This window comes from Falsiruegeria litorea R37, from assembly GCF_900172225.1.
Lineage (GTDB): Bacteria > Pseudomonadota > Alphaproteobacteria > Rhodobacterales > Rhodobacteraceae > Falsiruegeria > Falsiruegeria litorea.
This window is the reverse complement of the sequence record NZ_FWFO01000004.1, coordinates 111356-127414: the sequence shown is the minus strand read 5'-3', so window position 1 is coordinate 127414 and position 16059 is coordinate 111356. Positions and strand designations below refer to the sequence as shown.

Genomic DNA, 16059 nt, shown 5'->3' with positions numbered 1-16059 from the left:
CGCAATATTGTGATCACAGCCCAGATGCGTGTGATCACAAACCGATAAAATCTTCGCGAAAAACCGCAAAACGTCAAAAAAGCCTTTAACCTATGGGCGTACACACCCCTATATCGTAGCAATCGTAGTCAGACGGGACAGTTTCAAATGAACATCCACGAATACCAGGCCAAGGCCCTTCTTCGCACTTATGGGGCCCCTGTATCGGACGGCCGCGTTGTGCTGAAAGCCGAAGACGCCAAAACCGCAGCCGGTGAACTGGACGGACCGCTTTGGGTCGTCAAGGCACAGATCCACGCAGGTGGACGCGGCAAGGGCTCTTTCAAAGAGGCCGACGCCGGTGAAAAAGGCGGCGTGCGCTTGGCCAAATCGGTCGAGGAAGCGGCTGAAGAAGCCAAAAAGATGCTGGGCCGTACCCTGGTGACGCATCAGTCCGGCGCCGCCGGCAAACAGGTCAACCGCATCTACATCGAAGACGGCTCGGACATTGAGCGTGAGCTGTACCTGGCCCTGTTGGTGGATCGTCAGACCAGCCGCGTGTCGTTTGTCTGCTCGACCGAAGGCGGCATGGACATCGAAGAGGTGGCCGCAGCCACCCCGGAAAAGATCCTGTCGTTCTCCGTCGATCCCGCGACCGGGTATCAGGCGTACCACGGCCGCCGTATTGCGTTTTCTCTGGGCCTTGAGGGCGCACAGGTCAAAGAATGCGTGAAGCTGATGGGCATTCTCTACAAAGCCTTCATCGAAAAAGACATGGAGCAGCTGGAGATCAACCCGCTGATCGTCATGCCCGGCGGCAAGCTCAAGGTGCTCGACGCCAAAGTGGGCTTTGACAGCAACGCCGTGTATCGCCACCCCGACGTGGCCGAGCTGCGCGATGAGACCGAAGAAGACCCCAAAGAGCTGGAAGCGTCGAAATACGACCTGAACTACATCGCTCTGGACGGTGAGATCGGCTGCATGGTGAACGGTGCCGGTCTGGCGATGGCCACCATGGACATCATCAAGCTGTATGGGGCCGAGCCTGCCAACTTCCTCGACGTGGGCGGCGGCGCGACCAAAGAAAAGGTCACTGAGGCGTTCAAGATCATCACATCCGACCCGCAGGTCAAAGGCATCCTGGTCAACATCTTCGGCGGCATCATGCGCTGTGACGTCATCGCCGAGGGCGTTGTCGCCGCGGTGAAAGAGGTCGGCCTGAAGGTTCCGCTGGTTGTGCGCCTTGAGGGCACCAACGTGGAAGCCGGCAAAGAGATCATCAACACCTCGGGTCTTGATGTTATCGCAGCGGACAACCTCAGCGACGGCGCCGAAAAGATCGTTAAGGCGGTTAAAGGCTAACGGATGTCGCTGATCATGCCTAATGACTGGTTAGAGTGGCATTCCACGCGCAATGCGCAAGACAATGCTGTTCGTCTACTATTGGCATGTTCGGCGGTACTCCCGTCTGACAAGAATCTCGCACTTCTAGTTGAGGAGCAAGTTGTTTCCGACTTGGTATCCTTTGCCGTTCATGGGCGAAGAACTATGGAACGAAACGGGCAAAAGTCCGCGACCGTTGGAGACGACCCGACTTGGCCACCTTCAAGCGCTTCAAAACTTGATGGCAATAACCTTTGGCATGTTTTTGGAGTGATAATTCACGCCACAAAGATTCAGATCGTTTGGGAGAATGCAGATATGCAACCCAACCCTTTCAAAGGACGTGAGCCAAAATTTGCCGGCAGTGTTGAGGTCAGCTCAGACAGCGAGAACATGAAACTTTCGATAGGCTCGTTGGTCGCATCGTTTTTTGGAAACGTGCTCAACAAAACGAGCGAGAAAAAGCAAAAGGAAACTGTTTAATGGCAGTCCTCATCGACGAAAACACCAAAGTCATCTGTCAGGGCCTGACCGGCTCGCAGGGGACGTTCCACTCTGAACAGGCCATCGCTTATGGCACCAAAATGGTTGGCGGCGTGACGCCGGGCAAAGGCGGCTCCGAGCACCTTGGCCTGCCCGTCTTCAACTCGGTCCACGAAGCCAAGCACGTGACCGAAGCCAACGCATCCGTGATCTATGTGCCGCCGCCCTTCGCGGCCGACTCGATCCTCGAAGCAATTGATGCCGAGATGGAGCTGATCGTCTGCATCACCGAAGGTATCCCGGTTCTGGACATGATGAAGGTGCAGCGCGCCCTCGAAGGGTCCGCAAGCCGTCTGATCGGCCCGAACTGCCCCGGTGTCATCACGCCGGACGCCTGCAAGATCGGCATCATGCCCGGCCACATCCACCAGCGCGGCTCGGTCGGCGTTGTGTCGCGTTCGGGCACCCTGACGTATGAAGCGGTCAAGCAGACCTCGGACATCGGCCTGGGCCAGTCCACTGCTGTTGGCATCGGCGGCGACCCGATCAAGGGCACCGAGCACATCGACGTGCTGGACATGTTCCTGGACGATGATGAAACCCAGTCGATCATCATGATCGGTGAGATCGGTGGTTCCGCCGAAGAAGAAGCCGCCGAATTCCTGGCCGGTGAGCGCAAGAAAGGCCGCTGGAAGCCGACCGCTGGTTTCATCGCGGGCCGCACAGCCCCTCCGGGCCGCCGCATGGGTCACGCCGGTGCGATTGTTGCCGGTGGCAAAGGTGGTGCCGAGGACAAGATCGAAGCCATGAAATCGGCTGGCATCGTCGTGGCAGACAGCCCCGCCGGTCTGGGCGAGGCTGTGCTGAAGGCCATCGGCTAAATCAGGTATCGGCTCCGGCACAAACGCCGGGGCCGAATTTTCCAGAGGGGCGAGGCACATGACGTTCAACCAAGCCGTTAAAACATGTTTCTCTAAGTTCCTGACGTTCTCGGGGCGTGCGTCGCGGCCTGAGTATTGGTTTTTCTTCCTCTTCATCGTGATCTGGAACGTCATCGCCGGGGTCATCGACTGGCAGATGTTCACGCAAGTGATCGAAACCGAGGTGGATGGCGTCAAGACCATCACCGCCACCTCGAGCCAACCGGTGCAAAGCCTGGTTGGTCTTATCGTTTTCCTGCCCCACCTCGCCGTCGCCTGGCGGCGAATGCATGATACCGGTCGCAGCGGGATTTATGCCCTGCTCCCGATCCTGCTGATGGTGGGCGCTTTTGCCGTGCTGTTCTTTGGCATCGGCATCGCGTCGAGCTTTGCCTCTGGCGGCTCTCTCGACATTCTCTTTACCCGCGCCACGCTATTGGTGCTGGTTCCGACGATGCTTGTGCTCATCGTCTCTCCGCTGCTGGTCCTGTGGTGGCTCACCCGCCCCAGCCAGCCCGGCACAAACCAATACGGTCCCAACCCAACAGAGGTACAATCATGACCGAACATACACCCAATGACGTGTTCCACGCCTCAAGCTTCATGCAGGGGCACAATGCCGAGTATCTAGAGCAGCTGTACGCTCAATACGCCAATGACCCCAACGCGGTGGATGCCGCATGGGCCGAGTTTTTCCGTCAGATGGGTGACGCGGAGCTGGACGTAAAGGCCGAGGCCGCTGGCCCGTCCTGGGCGCGTCCCGATTGGCCGCCGATGCCGGATGGTGATCTGATGGGTGCGCTGACCGGGGAATGGCCTGCTGGCGAGACGCAGGCGGCCGGCAAGAAGATCAAAGACAAGGCCGAGAAAGCGGGCGTCGAGGTGAGCGACGACCAGATCAAGCGCGCGGTGCTGGATTCGATCCGGGCGCTGATGATCATCCGGGCCTATCGTATTCGCGGCCATCTGGTGGCCGATCTGGACCCGCTTGGCATGCGTTCGGGCACGCCGCATCCTGAGCTGGACCCCAAGACATACGGCTTTACCGACGCCGACATGGATCGCCCGATCTTTATCGACAACGTGCTGGGGCTTCAGGTCGCCTCGATGCGGCAGATCGTCGAGATCGTAAAGCGGACCTACTGTGGCACATTCGCGCTGCAATACATGCACATTTCTAACCCCGAAGAGGCCGCCTGGCTGAAAGAGCGGATCGAGGGGTTTGGCAAGGAAATCTCATTCACCCGCGAAGGGCGCAAGGCGATCCTGAACAAGATGGTCGAGGCCGAAGGGTTCGAGAAGTTCCTGCACGTCAAATATATGGGCACCAAACGCTTTGGCCTGGATGGTGGCGAAAGCCTGATCCCCGCGATGGAACAGATCATCAAGCGCGGCGGCGCATTGGGCCTGCAAGACATCGTGGTGGGCATGCCACACCGGGGCCGTCTGAACATCCTGGCCAACGTGATGGCCAAGCCCTATCGCGCCATCTTCAACGAGTTTCAGGGCGGCAGCTTCAAGCCCGAGGATGTTGATGGGTCGGGCGATGTGAAATATCACCTCGGCGCCTCCAGTGACCGGGAATTTGACGGCAACTCGGTGCACCTGTCGCTGACCGCCAACCCCTCGCACCTCGAGGCGGTGAACCCGGTGGTTCTGGGCAAGGTGCGCGCCAAGCAGGATCAGTTGAACGACACCGACCGCACCAAGGTCATGGCGATCCTCCTGCACGGCGATGCGGCCTTTGCCGGTCAGGGTGTTGTGGCCGAAGGGTTCGGCCTGTCGGGTCTGCGCGGTCACAAGACCGGCGGCACCATGCATATCGTGGTGAACAACCAGATCGGATTCACAACCGCGCCGCACTTTAGCCGTTCGTCCCCCTACCCCACCGACATCGCTCTGATGGTCGAGGCGCCGATTTTCCACGTCAACGGCGATGACCCCGAGGCGGTTGTACACGCGGCCAAGGTGGCGACAGAGTTCCGCCAGAAGTTCCACAAGGACGTGGTTATCGACATCTTCTGCTATCGCCGGTTTGGTCACAACGAGGGCGACGAGCCCATGTTCACCAACCCGATCATGTACAAGAAGATCAAAACCCACAAAACCACGCTGTCTCTGTACACCGAGCGTCTGGTCAAGGACGGGCTGATCCCCGAGGGCGAAATCGAGGACATGAAGGCCGCCTTCCAAGCGCATCTGAACGATGAGTTCGAGGCCGGGAAAGACTATAAGCCCAACAAGGCCGACTGGCTGGATGGGCGCTGGTCACATCTGGACAAGAACAAGGACGAATATGTTCGCGGCGAAACATCGATCACACCCGAAACGCTGGCCGAGGTCGGTGCCTCGCTGAGCAGCGTCCCCGATCGGTTTCCCATGCACAAGACCGTGGGCCGCTTGCTGGACGCCAAGAAAAAAATGTTTGAAAGCGGCGAGGGCTTTGACTGGGCAACCGGTGAGGCGCTGGCCTTTGGCTCGCTCTTGACCGAAGGCTACCCCGTGCGCTTGTCGGGTCAGGATGCAACGCGCGGCACCTTCTCGCAGCGCCATTCCGGTATCGTGAACCAGGAAACCGAGGAGCGGTACTATCCGCTCAACAACATCCGCGCCGGTCAATCCCAGTACGAGGTCATCGACTCGATGCTGTCGGAATATGCGGTGCTGGGCTTTGAATACGGCTATTCACTGGCCGAGCCCAACGCGCTGACCCTGTGGGAGGCGCAGTTTGGCGACTTTGCCAACGGTGCACAGATCATGTTCGACCAGTTCATCAGCTCGGGCGAGAGCAAATGGCTGCGGATGTCCGGTCTGGTCACCCTGCTGCCGCATGGGTTCGAAGGGCAAGGCCCCGAGCACAGCTCAGCGCGTCTGGAACGCTTCCTGCAGATGTGTGGTCAGGACAACTGGATCGTGGCGAACTGTACGACGCCTGCGAACTACTTCCACATTCTGCGCCGTCAGCTGCACCGCACCTTCCGCAAGCCGCTGATCCTGGTGACGCCCAAGTCGCTGCTGCGCCACAAGCTGGCCGTTAGCCGCGCCGAAGAATTCACCACCGGCTCTAGCTTCCACCGGGTGCTGTGGGACGACGCACAGCATGGCAATTCGGACACCAAACTGGTCTCGGACGACAAGATCAAGCGGGTCGTTCTGTGCTCGGGAAAGGTCTACTATGACCTGCTCGAGGAACGCGACGCGCGTGGGATCGATGACGTCTATATCCTGCGGATCGAACAGTATTATCCGTTCCCGGCACATTCGCTGATCAACGAGCTCGAGCGCTTCAAGGGTGCCGAGATGATCTGGTGTCAGGAAGAGCCCAAGAACCAGGGCGCCTGGTCCTTTATCGAGCCCAACATTGAATGGGTGCTGACCCGGATCAAAGCCAAGCACACACGGCCGCGCTATGTCGGTCGCGCCACATCGGCCTCGCCTGCGACAGGTCTGGCCAGCCAACACAAAGCACAACAAGAAGCGCTGGTGAACGAAGCGCTGAGCATCGAAGGAAACTAAAGCATGACAACCGAAGTTCGTGTCCCCACGCTTGGCGAATCCGTGACCGAGGCCACCGTGGCCACCTGGTTCAAGAAACCCGGCGACGCCATTGCCGTGGACGAGATGCTCTGTGAGCTGGAAACCGACAAGGTCACCGTCGAGGTGCCTGCCCCTGCCGCTGGCGTCATGGGCGAAATCGTGGCCGCCGAAGGCGCCACCGTTGGCGTCGACGCCCTGCTGGCGACTATCACCGAAGGCGAAGGTGCGGCCCCTGCCCCGGCAGCTGCTCCGGCAACTGCGCCCGCTGCATCAGGTGGCGACAGTGTTGACGTCATGGTGCCCACACTGGGTGAATCCGTGACCGAGGCGACTGTGTCGACCTGGTTCAAGGCCGTGGGTGACACCGTCGCGCAGGATGAGATGCTCTGCGAATTGGAAACCGACAAGGTGTCGGTCGAAGTTCCTGCCCCGGCATCTGGCGTTCTGGCCGAAATCACCGCGCCCGAAGGCACAACCGTGGATGCGTCCGCCAAGCTGGGTGTGATTTCCGCCTCGGGCGCAGTGGCTGCGGCCCCTGCTGCTCCAGCGGCGGCTCCGGCTGCGGCGTCAGGCAAAGACGTCGCGAACGCCCCATCTGCCGAGAAGGCAATGGCCGAAGCAGGCCTTAGCGCCGCTGCCGTCACAGGCACCGGTCGCGATGGTCGCATCATGAAGGACGACGTGGCCCGTGCCGTTGCTGCGGGGGCTACGGCCCCAGCGCCTGCGGCGGCTGTGCCCGCCCCCGCTGCCCAGGCCCCTCGCGCTCCGGTATCAGCGGATGATGCCGCGCGCGAAGAGCGGGTCAAGATGACCCGCCTGCGCCAGACCATCGCCAAGCGTCTGAAGGACAGCCAGAACACCGCCGCCATGCTGACCACCTATAACGAGGTGGACATGACCGAGGTGATGGCCCTGCGCAATCAGTACAAGGGCGAGTTCGAAAAGAAGCATGGCGTGCGTCTGGGCTTTATGTCGTTCTTCACCAAGGCCTGCTGTCACGCCCTGAAAGAAGTGCCCGAGGTCAACGCCGAGATCGACGGCACCGACATCGTCTACAAAAACTTTGTTCACATGGGCGTGGCCGCCGGCACCCCCACGGGTCTGGTGGTTCCGGTCATTCGCGACGCGGATGCGATGTCGTTTGCGGACATCGAAAAGGCGATCGCCGAAAAGGGCAAGCGCGCCCGTGACGGCAAGCTGTCGATGGCCGAGATGCAGGGCGGCACCTTCACAATCTCGAATGGTGGTGTCTATGGCTCGCTGATGTCCTCGCCGATCCTGAACCCGCCGCAGTCGGGCATCCTGGGTATGCACAAGATCCAGGACCGTCCGATGGCGATCAACGGTGAGGTGGTGATCCGCCCGATGATGTATCTGGCGCTGAGCTATGACCACCGCATCGTCGACGGGAAAGGCGCCGTGACCTTCCTGGTGCGCGTCAAAGAAGCGCTGGAAGATCCGCGTCGTCTGTTGATGGATCTGTAACTCGATGCCATTGCTTGCAGCCACTGACTTCGAGGATTTGCCTTCGGACGAAATCGATCGGTGGCTGCGTTTGCGCGAGCTGCTGGAACATCGAGTAGACGAAAGCGAGGACCACCAAAATGGCTACTCGCGCGCTACTCTTTTAGAATACACGCAACTAATCAACGCAATCGCAACCGAATTGGGACTTGGTACTATCGCCGAAGCACCAACGGGCAACATTCATGAAGTGATTGATGACTTCAGAGCTGAAGTCGCTGCAGTTGCTGCTAGGTTCAGCCTTAGGGCGAACAAACGAAAACTCGCTTCAGCCGCCTCCGTAACACTCTCTGGTGATGTCAAAGTCAGATTGAGTGAAGAAATCGCAAAGCTCAGAATTTTCGTACATGAAGCAGAACTTACTGAGCAAAAAAAATCTAAGATCCTCAATCGGCTTGATGACCTGCAAAAGGAGATTGATGAAGATCGAGTCAGGCTGAAATCAGTGATGACTGCACTTGCTCTTTGCGCGGCTGGAATTGGCGGTACTACTTCTTTCTTGGCAGATGCGCCTGAAGCGGCACAAACAATTGCAAACGTTTCGCAACTGGTCGGCTTACAGAAGCTAGCAAATGAAGAAAAAGCTGAAGTACTGAAGTTGCCGTCTGAACCTGCGGTCCCTTCGCTGCCCGCTCCACCTAAGCAATTGCCTAAGCCAGAATAAGAAGATCACCTGTTCCAACGATAGCAACGAACCTCATAATGACCCCCGAACTCCTAACCCTCACACTCGCCGCCCTGCTTTGGGGCGTGCAGTTCTTTCTCTACCTGGCCTCCGGCCACGGCTCGGTCGACCTGAACGCCGCCATGGGGCCTCGGGATGTGCCGTTTGATCGGCCACCGATCTGCGCGCGCATGCATCGGGCGCTGAGCAACCACACCGAGGGGTTGGTGCTTTTTGCCATTGCGGCAGTGGTGGTCACTGTCACCGATCAATCCACCGGTTTCACCGTCGCTTGCGCCTGGATCTATCTGGCCGCGCGGGTGCTTTATGTCCCGGCCTACGCATTCGGCTGGACGCCGGGGCGTACAATCATCTGGATGGCCGGTTTCTTTGCCACCATGGCAATGCTTGTGGCGGCCCTGATATGATCTTTCACCCTTTCCCAAATACTCCGGGGGAGGCCCAAAAGGCCGGGGGCAGCGCCCCCTCTTGCCCCTCGGCGCCTTTCGGTTTCTTGAGCCGGATCAAAGCGCCCATGCTTTGTATCGCTAAACCCTGTCGGAACGAATGAAAGGGACAAGACCGATGGCAACACATGTACTCTGGCAAGCTGACGTGGCTGATTTCGACGCCTGGCTGACCGTGTTTCGGCAGGACAAGGCCAATCGAAAGGCCGCAGGGATCACCGATCTGAATGTCTGGAGCGACCCGGACCAGAAAAACCACGCTGTGGCGCTGTTTGCGATCACGGACCTGGACAAAGCCCGCGCGTTCTTTGGCTCGGAAGAGCTGGCGATGCATCTTGAACGCGACGGGGTCACTCATATCTCGATCAAACTGTTGACCCCGGTCTGATCACTCATCCACTATCCCTGAACCCGCGCCTGGCAAGGCACATCCGGGGCCAAAAAAGGAAAACAGCCCATGTCCCAATATGACGTCATTATCATCGGCGCAGGCCCCGGCGGCTATGTCAGCGCCATCCGCTGTGCTCAGCTGGGCCTGAAAACCGCTGTGGTCGAAGGGCGCGAGACCCTGGGCGGCACGTGCCTGAACGTGGGTTGCATCCCGTCCAAGGCGCTGCTGCACGCGACCCATATGCTGCATGAGGCCGAGCACAACTTTGCGGACATGGGCCTTAAGGGCAAAACGCCGTCGGTCGATTGGGCGCAGATGAAAAGCTATAAATCGGACGTGGTTGGCCAGAACACCGGCGGCATCGAGTTCCTGTTCAAGAAGAACAAGATCGACTGGATCAAAGGTTGGGCCTCAATCCCAGCGGCGGGCAAGGTGCAGGTCGGTGATGACGTGCATGAGGCCAAGAACATCGTGATTGCGTCGGGCTCGGTGCCATCCTCGCTGCCCGGTGTCGAGATTGACGAAAAGATCGTCGTGACCTCGACCGGGGCGCTGGAGCTGCCGAAGGTTCCGAAAAAGATGGTCGTGATTGGCGCGGGTGTGATCGGGCTGGAGCTGGGCTCGGTTTACGCGCGTCTGGGGTCCGAGGTGACTGTGGTCGAATACATGGATGCGGTGTGCCCCGGTATGGACAAGGACGTGCAGCGCACGTTCAAGCGGATCCTGGAAAAGCAGGGGCTCAAGTTCATCATGGGCGCCGCTGTTCAGGGGGTCGAGACCACCAAATCCAAAGCCAAGGTCAATTACCAGCCCAAGAAGGGTGGCGATGAAGAGGTGATCGACGCCGATGTGGTTCTGGTCGCCACCGGCCGCAAACCCTATGCCGAGGGGCTGGGTCTGGATGCGCTTGGCGTCAAGATGACCGAGCGTGGACAGATCGCAACCGACGCGCAGTGGCGCACCAACGTGCCGGGCGTCTATGCCATCGGCGACGTGATCGAAGGCCCAATGCTGGCGCATAAGGCCGAGGACGAGGGCATGGCCGTCGCCGAGGTGATTGCGGGCAAACATGGCCACGTGAACTATGGCGTGATCCCCGGTGTCGTTTACACCACACCTGAGGTGGCCACCGTCGGCGCGACCGAGGATGCGCTGAAAGCTGAAGGTCGCAAGGTGAAGGTCGGCAAGTTTAACTTCATGGGCAACGCGCGTGCCAAAGCGGTGCATCAGGGCGAAGGCTTTGCCAAGATCATCGTGGACGCGGAAACCGACCGTGTGCTGGGCGCCGCCATCATCGGCCCTGCAGCGGGCGACATGATCCATGAGATCTGTGTTGCGATGGAATTTGGTGCATCCGCCGAGGATATCGCACTGACCTGCCACGCGCACCCGACCTACTCCGAGGCCGTGCGCGAAGCGGCCCTCGCTTGTGGCGACGGTCCGATCCACGCCTGATTTATTTGGCCCTGGCGGTTTCAGGTTGCCGGGGTCAGCCACGCGTTCAGATAGACCTCGAGCCTGTCTGAAAAGTTCTGTGCGCTGTGCAGGGCGCAGTATTTCAATGACATGGATTGAATCGCAAAGGCCTGCACGCCTTCGGCCAGCAGCTCGGGCGTGATGTCCGTGCGGGTATCGACGTTTTCCATCCAAGCCTCGACCATGCGGAAATATCTCTCAAAGCAGTATGCAATTGGGCCAATCTCGGCGACGGCAGCGGCGCCGGAATAGCGGATGATCAGATCGAAAACATAGCGTTCTGACGTCATGAACTGATGTACAGGCTCAAGCGCATTGATCAAATCGGGCACGGTTTTTGGTGTGCCATAGCTCTCGGCCTGGGTCAGACAGGTGTTCAGCTTTTCGCCAATCAGGATTTCCATCAGCGCGTCCTTGTCGCGGAAATGCGCAAAGAACGTGCCCTTGGCGACACCAGCGGCCTGAACAACCTCTTCGACCCTCAGGGCCTCATATCCACCCTTGGCGATCACCTCTTCAGACGCGGCGATCAGCTTGGCGCGGGTTTTCAGCGTTCGTTTTTGAATTGTCTTCTGCATAAGGCTGAATCGCATATTTTTTGACCATGGTCAAATTTATTATTGACCATGGTCACTTTTTAGCCCTATTTAGTGACCACGGTCATTTTTGGAGATTCCCGATGCAAACCAAGAAAATTCTCGTCCTTGACGGACATCCCGCCGAAAGCAGCTTGTCGCGCACATTTGCCCAAACCTATGGCGACGCCGCCCGCGACAAGGGGCATGATGTTCGCTTTGTTCATCTGAGCGACTTGGACTTTGACCACGATTTTGGTCAGGGCAATTATCACGACTTCAAACCGCTGGAGCCTGTTCTGGAACAGGTGTTGCAAGACATCGAATGGAGCGATCATCTGGTTCTGACAACGCCCATGTGGTGGGGCGGATTGCCCGCCAAGCTGAAAGGTCTGATTGATCGGATGTTCATTCCGGGCCGCACCTTTGACACCCGAAAAACCACGCTGGCCGGGTTGCCAGCCCCGATGCTGACCGGGCGCACGGCTCGGGTCATCCTGACGTCGGATACGCCGGGATGGTTCATGCGGTTGGTCTATCGTCAGGCGCTCATCCGACAGATGCGCGGTCAAATCCTGGGCTTCGTAGGCTTCAAGCCAACCCGGTTCACCTATTTTTCCGGGGCAAGCGCGCCGAAACCCGGTCGCGTGGACCGCTGGATATCGCAGGTGTCAAAGATCGGTGCGGCAGCGGTTTGACCGCTGCCTCTACCACATCGTCGCGGCAGCGCGCACGCCCCATTCGGCGTCATACCGCTCGCCGCCTTCTTCGCCATTGCTGACCTCGGCCAGGATCTGGCCGACGGTCGGCAATTCGGCGCTCTGGTCGCCATCCGTCCAGGTGCCCGCCCGCATAAGGGCGCGGGCACATTGCGTGTAGATCTCGGCGATCTCGATCACGATGACAGTGGCTGGGTGTTTGCCCCTCTGTTCGAACCGGCGACGCAGCCCCTCGTCCGCCGTCAACCTGGCTTTTCCATTCACGCGGACCACATTGTTCGATCCGGGAACGACAAACATCAATGCGACACGTGGATCGCGCACGATGTTGCGCAGGCTGTCGAGGCGGTTGTTGCCGCGCCAGTCTGGCATCGCCAGCGTGCCGGGGTCCAGCTCCAGCACCGCCGGGCCATCGTCGCCACGCGGGCTGCCATCGGTGCCTTCGGGGCCAACGGTGCTGAGCACGCATAGTTTCGAGGTCATGATCCACTTGCGATAAAGCGGGGTCATCCGCCGGGCCACCTTGCGTGTTGCGGCGGCACCCGGCGTGCCGTACAGCGCCTCTAGCTCGTTTATGTCGTCAATGTACTGCATCGGGATCAAACCCCACTTCGCGCATCAATTCATTCGATTTGGTCTCAATCGACGTCTCCAGGCGTTTCATGAAAGTATTCTTCGCGACGCCTGGTTCGATCGGATCAAGGAACTCAACGATTGCCAGCCCTGGCTTGCGCAGGATGCCGGTGCGGGGCCAAAAGACACCCACATTGGCGGCGACGGGCACACAAGGATCACCTAGACCCTCGTACAGGACGGCAGTGCCAACTTTATACGGTTTCTGTGCACCCGGGGCGACGCGGGTGCCCTGCGGGTAGATCACCAGCTGTCCGGGTTCTTCGAACTCGGCCGCCACATCCTTGACCATCTTGGAGATCGCCGCGCCCTTTTTGCCGCGGTTGACCGGGATACAGCCCAGGCGTTTGGCATAAAGGCCTATCACAGGCGTCCAGAGCAGCTCGCGCTTCATGATGAACTTGCCGTGGGGAATGGCGTTGAAAATAAGCAGGATATCAAAGAACGACTGATGCTTGGCCGCGATCAGCACTTGCTCGGTGGGCGGGGTGCCGCGCACCTGGGACCGGATTCCGACCATCCAGCGCGCCATCCAGATCGTGGTGCGGGCATAGGTCTTGCACGCATTCAGCGCGCCCCGTTTCGAGATGATGGCGTAGGGCAGAAACAGGATGCCCAGGATCACCATCCACGCATAGATCACGATCATGAAAATCAGCGAACGTAGCCATTGAAACGCTGTGGCCATCAGGTCAGCTCCTTGAGTGTTCTACGGGCCGCAGCCCAGGTGGCGGCAAAAGCAACAGCCGCGCCCATGATCGGGATAGCAAGTGGCAGCAACCAGCTTGCGCCCTGAAAGCCCAGACCGGTCAGGAAACCGCCCTCTTGCGAAGCTTCCGGGAGGAGCAATACGCCACCCATCCCAAGTAACACACCCACGCCCGCGCCGAGCAGCGTGCGCAAGGTAAAGCGCCGTACAAAAGCGCCAGCGATGAACCGGTCCTGAGCGCCCACAAGGCGCAACACCTCGATCACCTGGGCATTGGCTGCCAATGCGGCGTTGGCCGCCAAGGTGATCATCGCGGCCGTTGCACCACCGATCAGCAGAATCGACACCAGCGCAAGCCGACGAAGAGAATTGGCCGCAGCGACAAGCGGGTCGCGCCAACGCGTGTGGTCATCCAGAACCGCACCCGGCACCTCGGCGCTGAGCCGCAGGCGCAGACCGGCCTGATCATAGCCGTCATCGTTTTCCGTCACCTCGATCAGTTGCGGCACCGGCAGGGTATCGATCGGCAGGTTCGGTCCGAACCAGGGGGACAGCAGCGCGGTTTGCTCTTCGATGGTCAACGCGCGGGCCTCGGCCACGCCGGGGGTTTGCCGCAGGATCTTGAGCGCCATCATCGTCTGATCCGCCATCTGGTCGGCAGGTGCATTGATCCGCAAGGTGGCCGAGCGGGCAAGTTCGTCCGCCCACCGGTCCGCCAATCGGCCAGAGGCCAACGACAAGGCCAAAGCAAAGACCGCCAAAAACGCCATAGCACCAGAGACGAACAGGGTCAGCCGCGCAGTAAAGCCGGTTGGGGGGACGACTCGGTCGGCCTGTTTGTCACCCAACACCAGGCTGCGAATGGTTCCAGCACTCATAGGTCTGCTCCTGCCAATTGCAGGCGGCGGTTCGAAATCCGCAACACGCGAGCTTGCACCTGAGATTTGGCGGCGCGGATCAAAGCCAGGTCATGGCTTGCGATCAGCACCGTTTTGCCCATGCGATTGAGTTCCACGAGCAGTTTCAGAAGCCGCTGCGACATCTCCCAATCGACGTTGCCCGTGGGTTCGTCCGCGATCACCACGTCTGGGGACATGATCACCGCACGCGCCAGCGCCGCACGCTGGCGTTCACCGCCCGACAGCTCGGGCGGTAGTGCATCGGCACGTGGCGCCAGCCCCACCCATTTCATCAATTCGCGCAGGTTTTCCTCTTCCCCGTTCAGGTCTTTACCAGAAACCAACAAAGGCAGGGCGATGTTGTCAGCCAGCGGCAAGTGATCCAGAAAGCGGCAGTCCTGATGCACAACACCGATCCGGCGACGCATGATCGCCATCTGGTCGCGATCCAGTTTGCGCATATCCTGATCAAAGACGCGAACCTGCCCTGCGGTGGGCTGCAGCGCGCCATAACACAACTTGAGCAGCGTGGTTTTCCCCGCCCCTGAAGGGCCCGTCAGAAAATGGAATGACCCCGGCGCCAATTGGACCGAGACGTCGCCCAGCAACTCGCCACCGCCATAGCTGTAGCCGACATTATCCAGCTCGATCAAAATTGCCCCCTGACGCTTATGGGGGTTCTTGTGCCTCAGCCTGCGGACAGTTTCAATGCCCCGAACCGAGTCCGCAAGGTGACACTTGGTTTGAACTGCACAGAACGCCCTTTCCGAAAAATACTTAACGGCATATGATCGCTTCAAAAATAACGACTGACCAGCCATGGTCCGGGAGGCAGCATGCGTCTTACATGTCCGAACTGCGGTGCCCAGTATGAGGTGCCCACCGAGGTGATCCCTACGGAAGGCCGAGATGTGCAGTGTTCCAACTGCGGTGACACTTGGTTTCAAACGCATCCCGACGCGGAACCGATTGAAGTCGAGCCGCAGCCACAAATCCCTGATCCAGAACCTGACGACCTGCGCGCGGCTCTGACCGGACAGGAACGATCAGAGCCCGCTCCGGAGCCTGAACCTGAACTGGATTACACTGACGAGATGTATGACGACGAACAAGACGACGTCGTCTACGAAGATGATCCAATGCCTCCCCCCACCGAGGAACAGGGGCGCGGCGTTGATCCGGCTGTCGCCAACATCCTAAAGGAAGAAGCCGCACGTGAGGCCGAGTTGCGGGCAACCGAGACTTTGGAAAGCCAGCCCGATCTTGGCCTCGATGATTTGCCTGCTGACGAGTCCACTCGCCGTGCCAAAGAGGCGCGCGACCGTATGGCTGTCATGAAGGGCGAAGATCCAACCAAAACCGATATGCCAACAGATGGCTCACGTCGCGGATTGCTGCCAGACATCGAAGAAATCAATTCGACGCTACGCAGTGGCGAACAGGCGGATGGCGCAGGTGCCACCACGGCTGTTGCACCCGGCCCGGCCAAACGCAAGCGCAAGGGCGGGTTCATGCGCGGGTTGACCGTGGCGATTCTGTTCGGTGCGCTGCTGGCGTTGATTTATGTGAATGCCCCGCAGATCGCCCAAAGCGTGCCGCAGGCCGATCCGATGCTCAGTGCCTATGTGGCTTTGGTGGATCAGGCGCGCGTGTGGCTGGATGCGCAGGTCGCGGGACTGGCCGCGCAGCAATAAATCGTT

Annotated in this window: 17 protein-coding genes; 12 read left to right on the top strand and 5 right to left on the bottom strand. The window is 59.5% G+C overall.

Annotated elements, in window-relative coordinates; genetic code table 11:
- Window positions 1–147 precede the first annotated feature (147 nt).
- The 10 genes from sucC to lpdA all read left to right on the top strand — a co-directional run bounded on the left by sucC (window position 148) and on the right by lpdA (window position 10803).
- Window positions 148–1341, top strand: a complete 1194-nt coding sequence (gene sucC / locus TRL7639_RS18710) for an ADP-forming succinate--CoA ligase subunit beta (RefSeq protein ID WP_085797405.1) — start codon at window positions 148–150, stop codon at window positions 1339–1341.
- Between the two features lie 3 nt (window positions 1342–1344).
- On the top strand, window positions 1345–1845 hold the full coding sequence (locus TRL7639_RS22920; RefSeq protein ID WP_133057678.1) for a hypothetical protein: 501 nt from the start codon (window positions 1345–1347) through the stop codon (window positions 1843–1845).
- Window positions 1845–2726, top strand: a complete 882-nt coding sequence (gene sucD / locus TRL7639_RS18700) for a succinate--CoA ligase subunit alpha (RefSeq protein WP_085797403.1) — start codon at window positions 1845–1847, stop codon at window positions 2724–2726. Before TRL7639_RS22920 ends, sucD begins: the two co-directional genes overlap by 1 nt.
- 58 nt (window positions 2727–2784) lie before the next feature.
- Window positions 2785–3327, top strand: coding sequence for a DUF805 domain-containing protein (locus tag TRL7639_RS18695; RefSeq protein WP_085797402.1), 543 nt, complete (start codon window positions 2785–2787; stop codon window positions 3325–3327).
- Window positions 3324–6281, top strand: coding sequence for a 2-oxoglutarate dehydrogenase E1 component (locus tag TRL7639_RS18690; RefSeq protein ID WP_085797401.1), 2958 nt, complete (start codon window positions 3324–3326; stop codon window positions 6279–6281). Before TRL7639_RS18695 ends, TRL7639_RS18690 begins: the two co-directional genes overlap by 4 nt.
- Window positions 6282–6284: 3 nt before the next feature.
- Window positions 6285–7787 carry a 2-oxoglutarate dehydrogenase complex dihydrolipoyllysine-residue succinyltransferase gene (odhB, locus tag TRL7639_RS18685; RefSeq protein ID WP_085797400.1) on the top strand — a complete coding sequence of 501 codons (1503 nt, stop codon included), beginning with the start codon at window positions 6285–6287 and terminating at the stop codon, window positions 7785–7787.
- 4 nt (window positions 7788–7791) lie between these two features.
- Window positions 7792–8490, top strand: coding sequence for a hypothetical protein (locus TRL7639_RS18680; protein WP_085797399.1), 699 nt, complete (start codon window positions 7792–7794; stop codon window positions 8488–8490).
- Window positions 8491–8528: 38 nt separating this feature from the next.
- Entirely contained in the window at window positions 8529–8918 is a 390-nt protein-coding gene (locus TRL7639_RS18675; RefSeq protein WP_085797398.1) for an MAPEG family protein, read from the top strand.
- Window positions 8919–9075: 157 nt separating this feature from the next.
- A complete protein-coding gene (locus TRL7639_RS18670; RefSeq protein WP_085797397.1) occupies window positions 9076–9345 on the top strand; it encodes a hypothetical protein in 270 nt (89 codons plus the stop codon).
- A gap of 69 nt (window positions 9346–9414) precedes the next feature.
- On the top strand, window positions 9415–10803 hold the full coding sequence (lpdA, locus tag TRL7639_RS18665; RefSeq protein WP_085797396.1) for a dihydrolipoyl dehydrogenase: 1389 nt from the start codon (window positions 9415–9417) through the stop codon (window positions 10801–10803).
- Window positions 10804–10823: 20 nt separating this feature from the next.
- Here the strand turns inward: lpdA and TRL7639_RS18660 are convergent, their stop codons facing one another.
- The gene (locus TRL7639_RS18660) at window positions 10824–11402 is read right to left on the bottom strand and encodes a TetR/AcrR family transcriptional regulator (RefSeq protein ID WP_085797395.1); all 579 of its coding nucleotides are present in this window, start codon (window positions 11400–11402) and stop codon (window positions 10824–10826) included.
- Window positions 11403–11503: 101 nt separating this feature from the next.
- Here TRL7639_RS18660 and TRL7639_RS18655 point away from each other — a divergent pair, with 101 nt between their 5' ends.
- Window positions 11504–12097, top strand: coding sequence for an NAD(P)H-dependent oxidoreductase (locus TRL7639_RS18655; RefSeq protein WP_085797394.1), 594 nt, complete (start codon window positions 11504–11506; stop codon window positions 12095–12097).
- A gap of 9 nt (window positions 12098–12106) precedes the next feature.
- Here TRL7639_RS18655 and TRL7639_RS18650 read toward each other — a convergent pair whose 3' ends face one another.
- The 4 genes from TRL7639_RS18650 to TRL7639_RS18635 are packed head-to-tail and all read right to left on the bottom strand — an operon-like array spanning window position 12107 to window position 15012.
- On the bottom strand, window positions 12107–12712 hold the full coding sequence (locus TRL7639_RS18650) for a pyridoxamine 5'-phosphate oxidase family protein (RefSeq protein WP_085797614.1): 606 nt from the start codon (window positions 12710–12712) through the stop codon (window positions 12107–12109).
- Window positions 12699–13439, bottom strand: a complete 741-nt coding sequence (locus TRL7639_RS18645) for a lysophospholipid acyltransferase family protein (RefSeq protein WP_085797393.1) — start codon at window positions 13437–13439, stop codon at window positions 12699–12701. The genes TRL7639_RS18650 and TRL7639_RS18645 overlap by 14 nt, the downstream gene beginning before the upstream one ends.
- Window positions 13439–14338, bottom strand: a complete 900-nt coding sequence (locus TRL7639_RS18640) for a cell division protein FtsX (RefSeq protein ID WP_085797392.1) — start codon at window positions 14336–14338, stop codon at window positions 13439–13441. Before TRL7639_RS18640 ends, TRL7639_RS18645 begins: the two co-directional genes overlap by 1 nt.
- The gene (locus TRL7639_RS18635) at window positions 14335–15012 is read right to left on the bottom strand and encodes a cell division ATP-binding protein FtsE (RefSeq protein ID WP_085797391.1); all 678 of its coding nucleotides are present in this window, start codon (window positions 15010–15012) and stop codon (window positions 14335–14337) included. Before TRL7639_RS18635 ends, TRL7639_RS18640 begins: the two co-directional genes overlap by 4 nt.
- A gap of 183 nt (window positions 15013–15195) precedes the next feature.
- Between TRL7639_RS18635 and TRL7639_RS18630 the strand changes: the two genes are divergently transcribed.
- Window positions 15196–16053: a zinc-ribbon domain-containing protein gene (locus tag TRL7639_RS18630; RefSeq protein WP_085797390.1), complete on the top strand. Its 858-nt coding sequence runs from the start codon at window positions 15196–15198 to the stop codon at window positions 16051–16053.
- Window positions 16054–16059 lie beyond the last annotated feature (6 nt).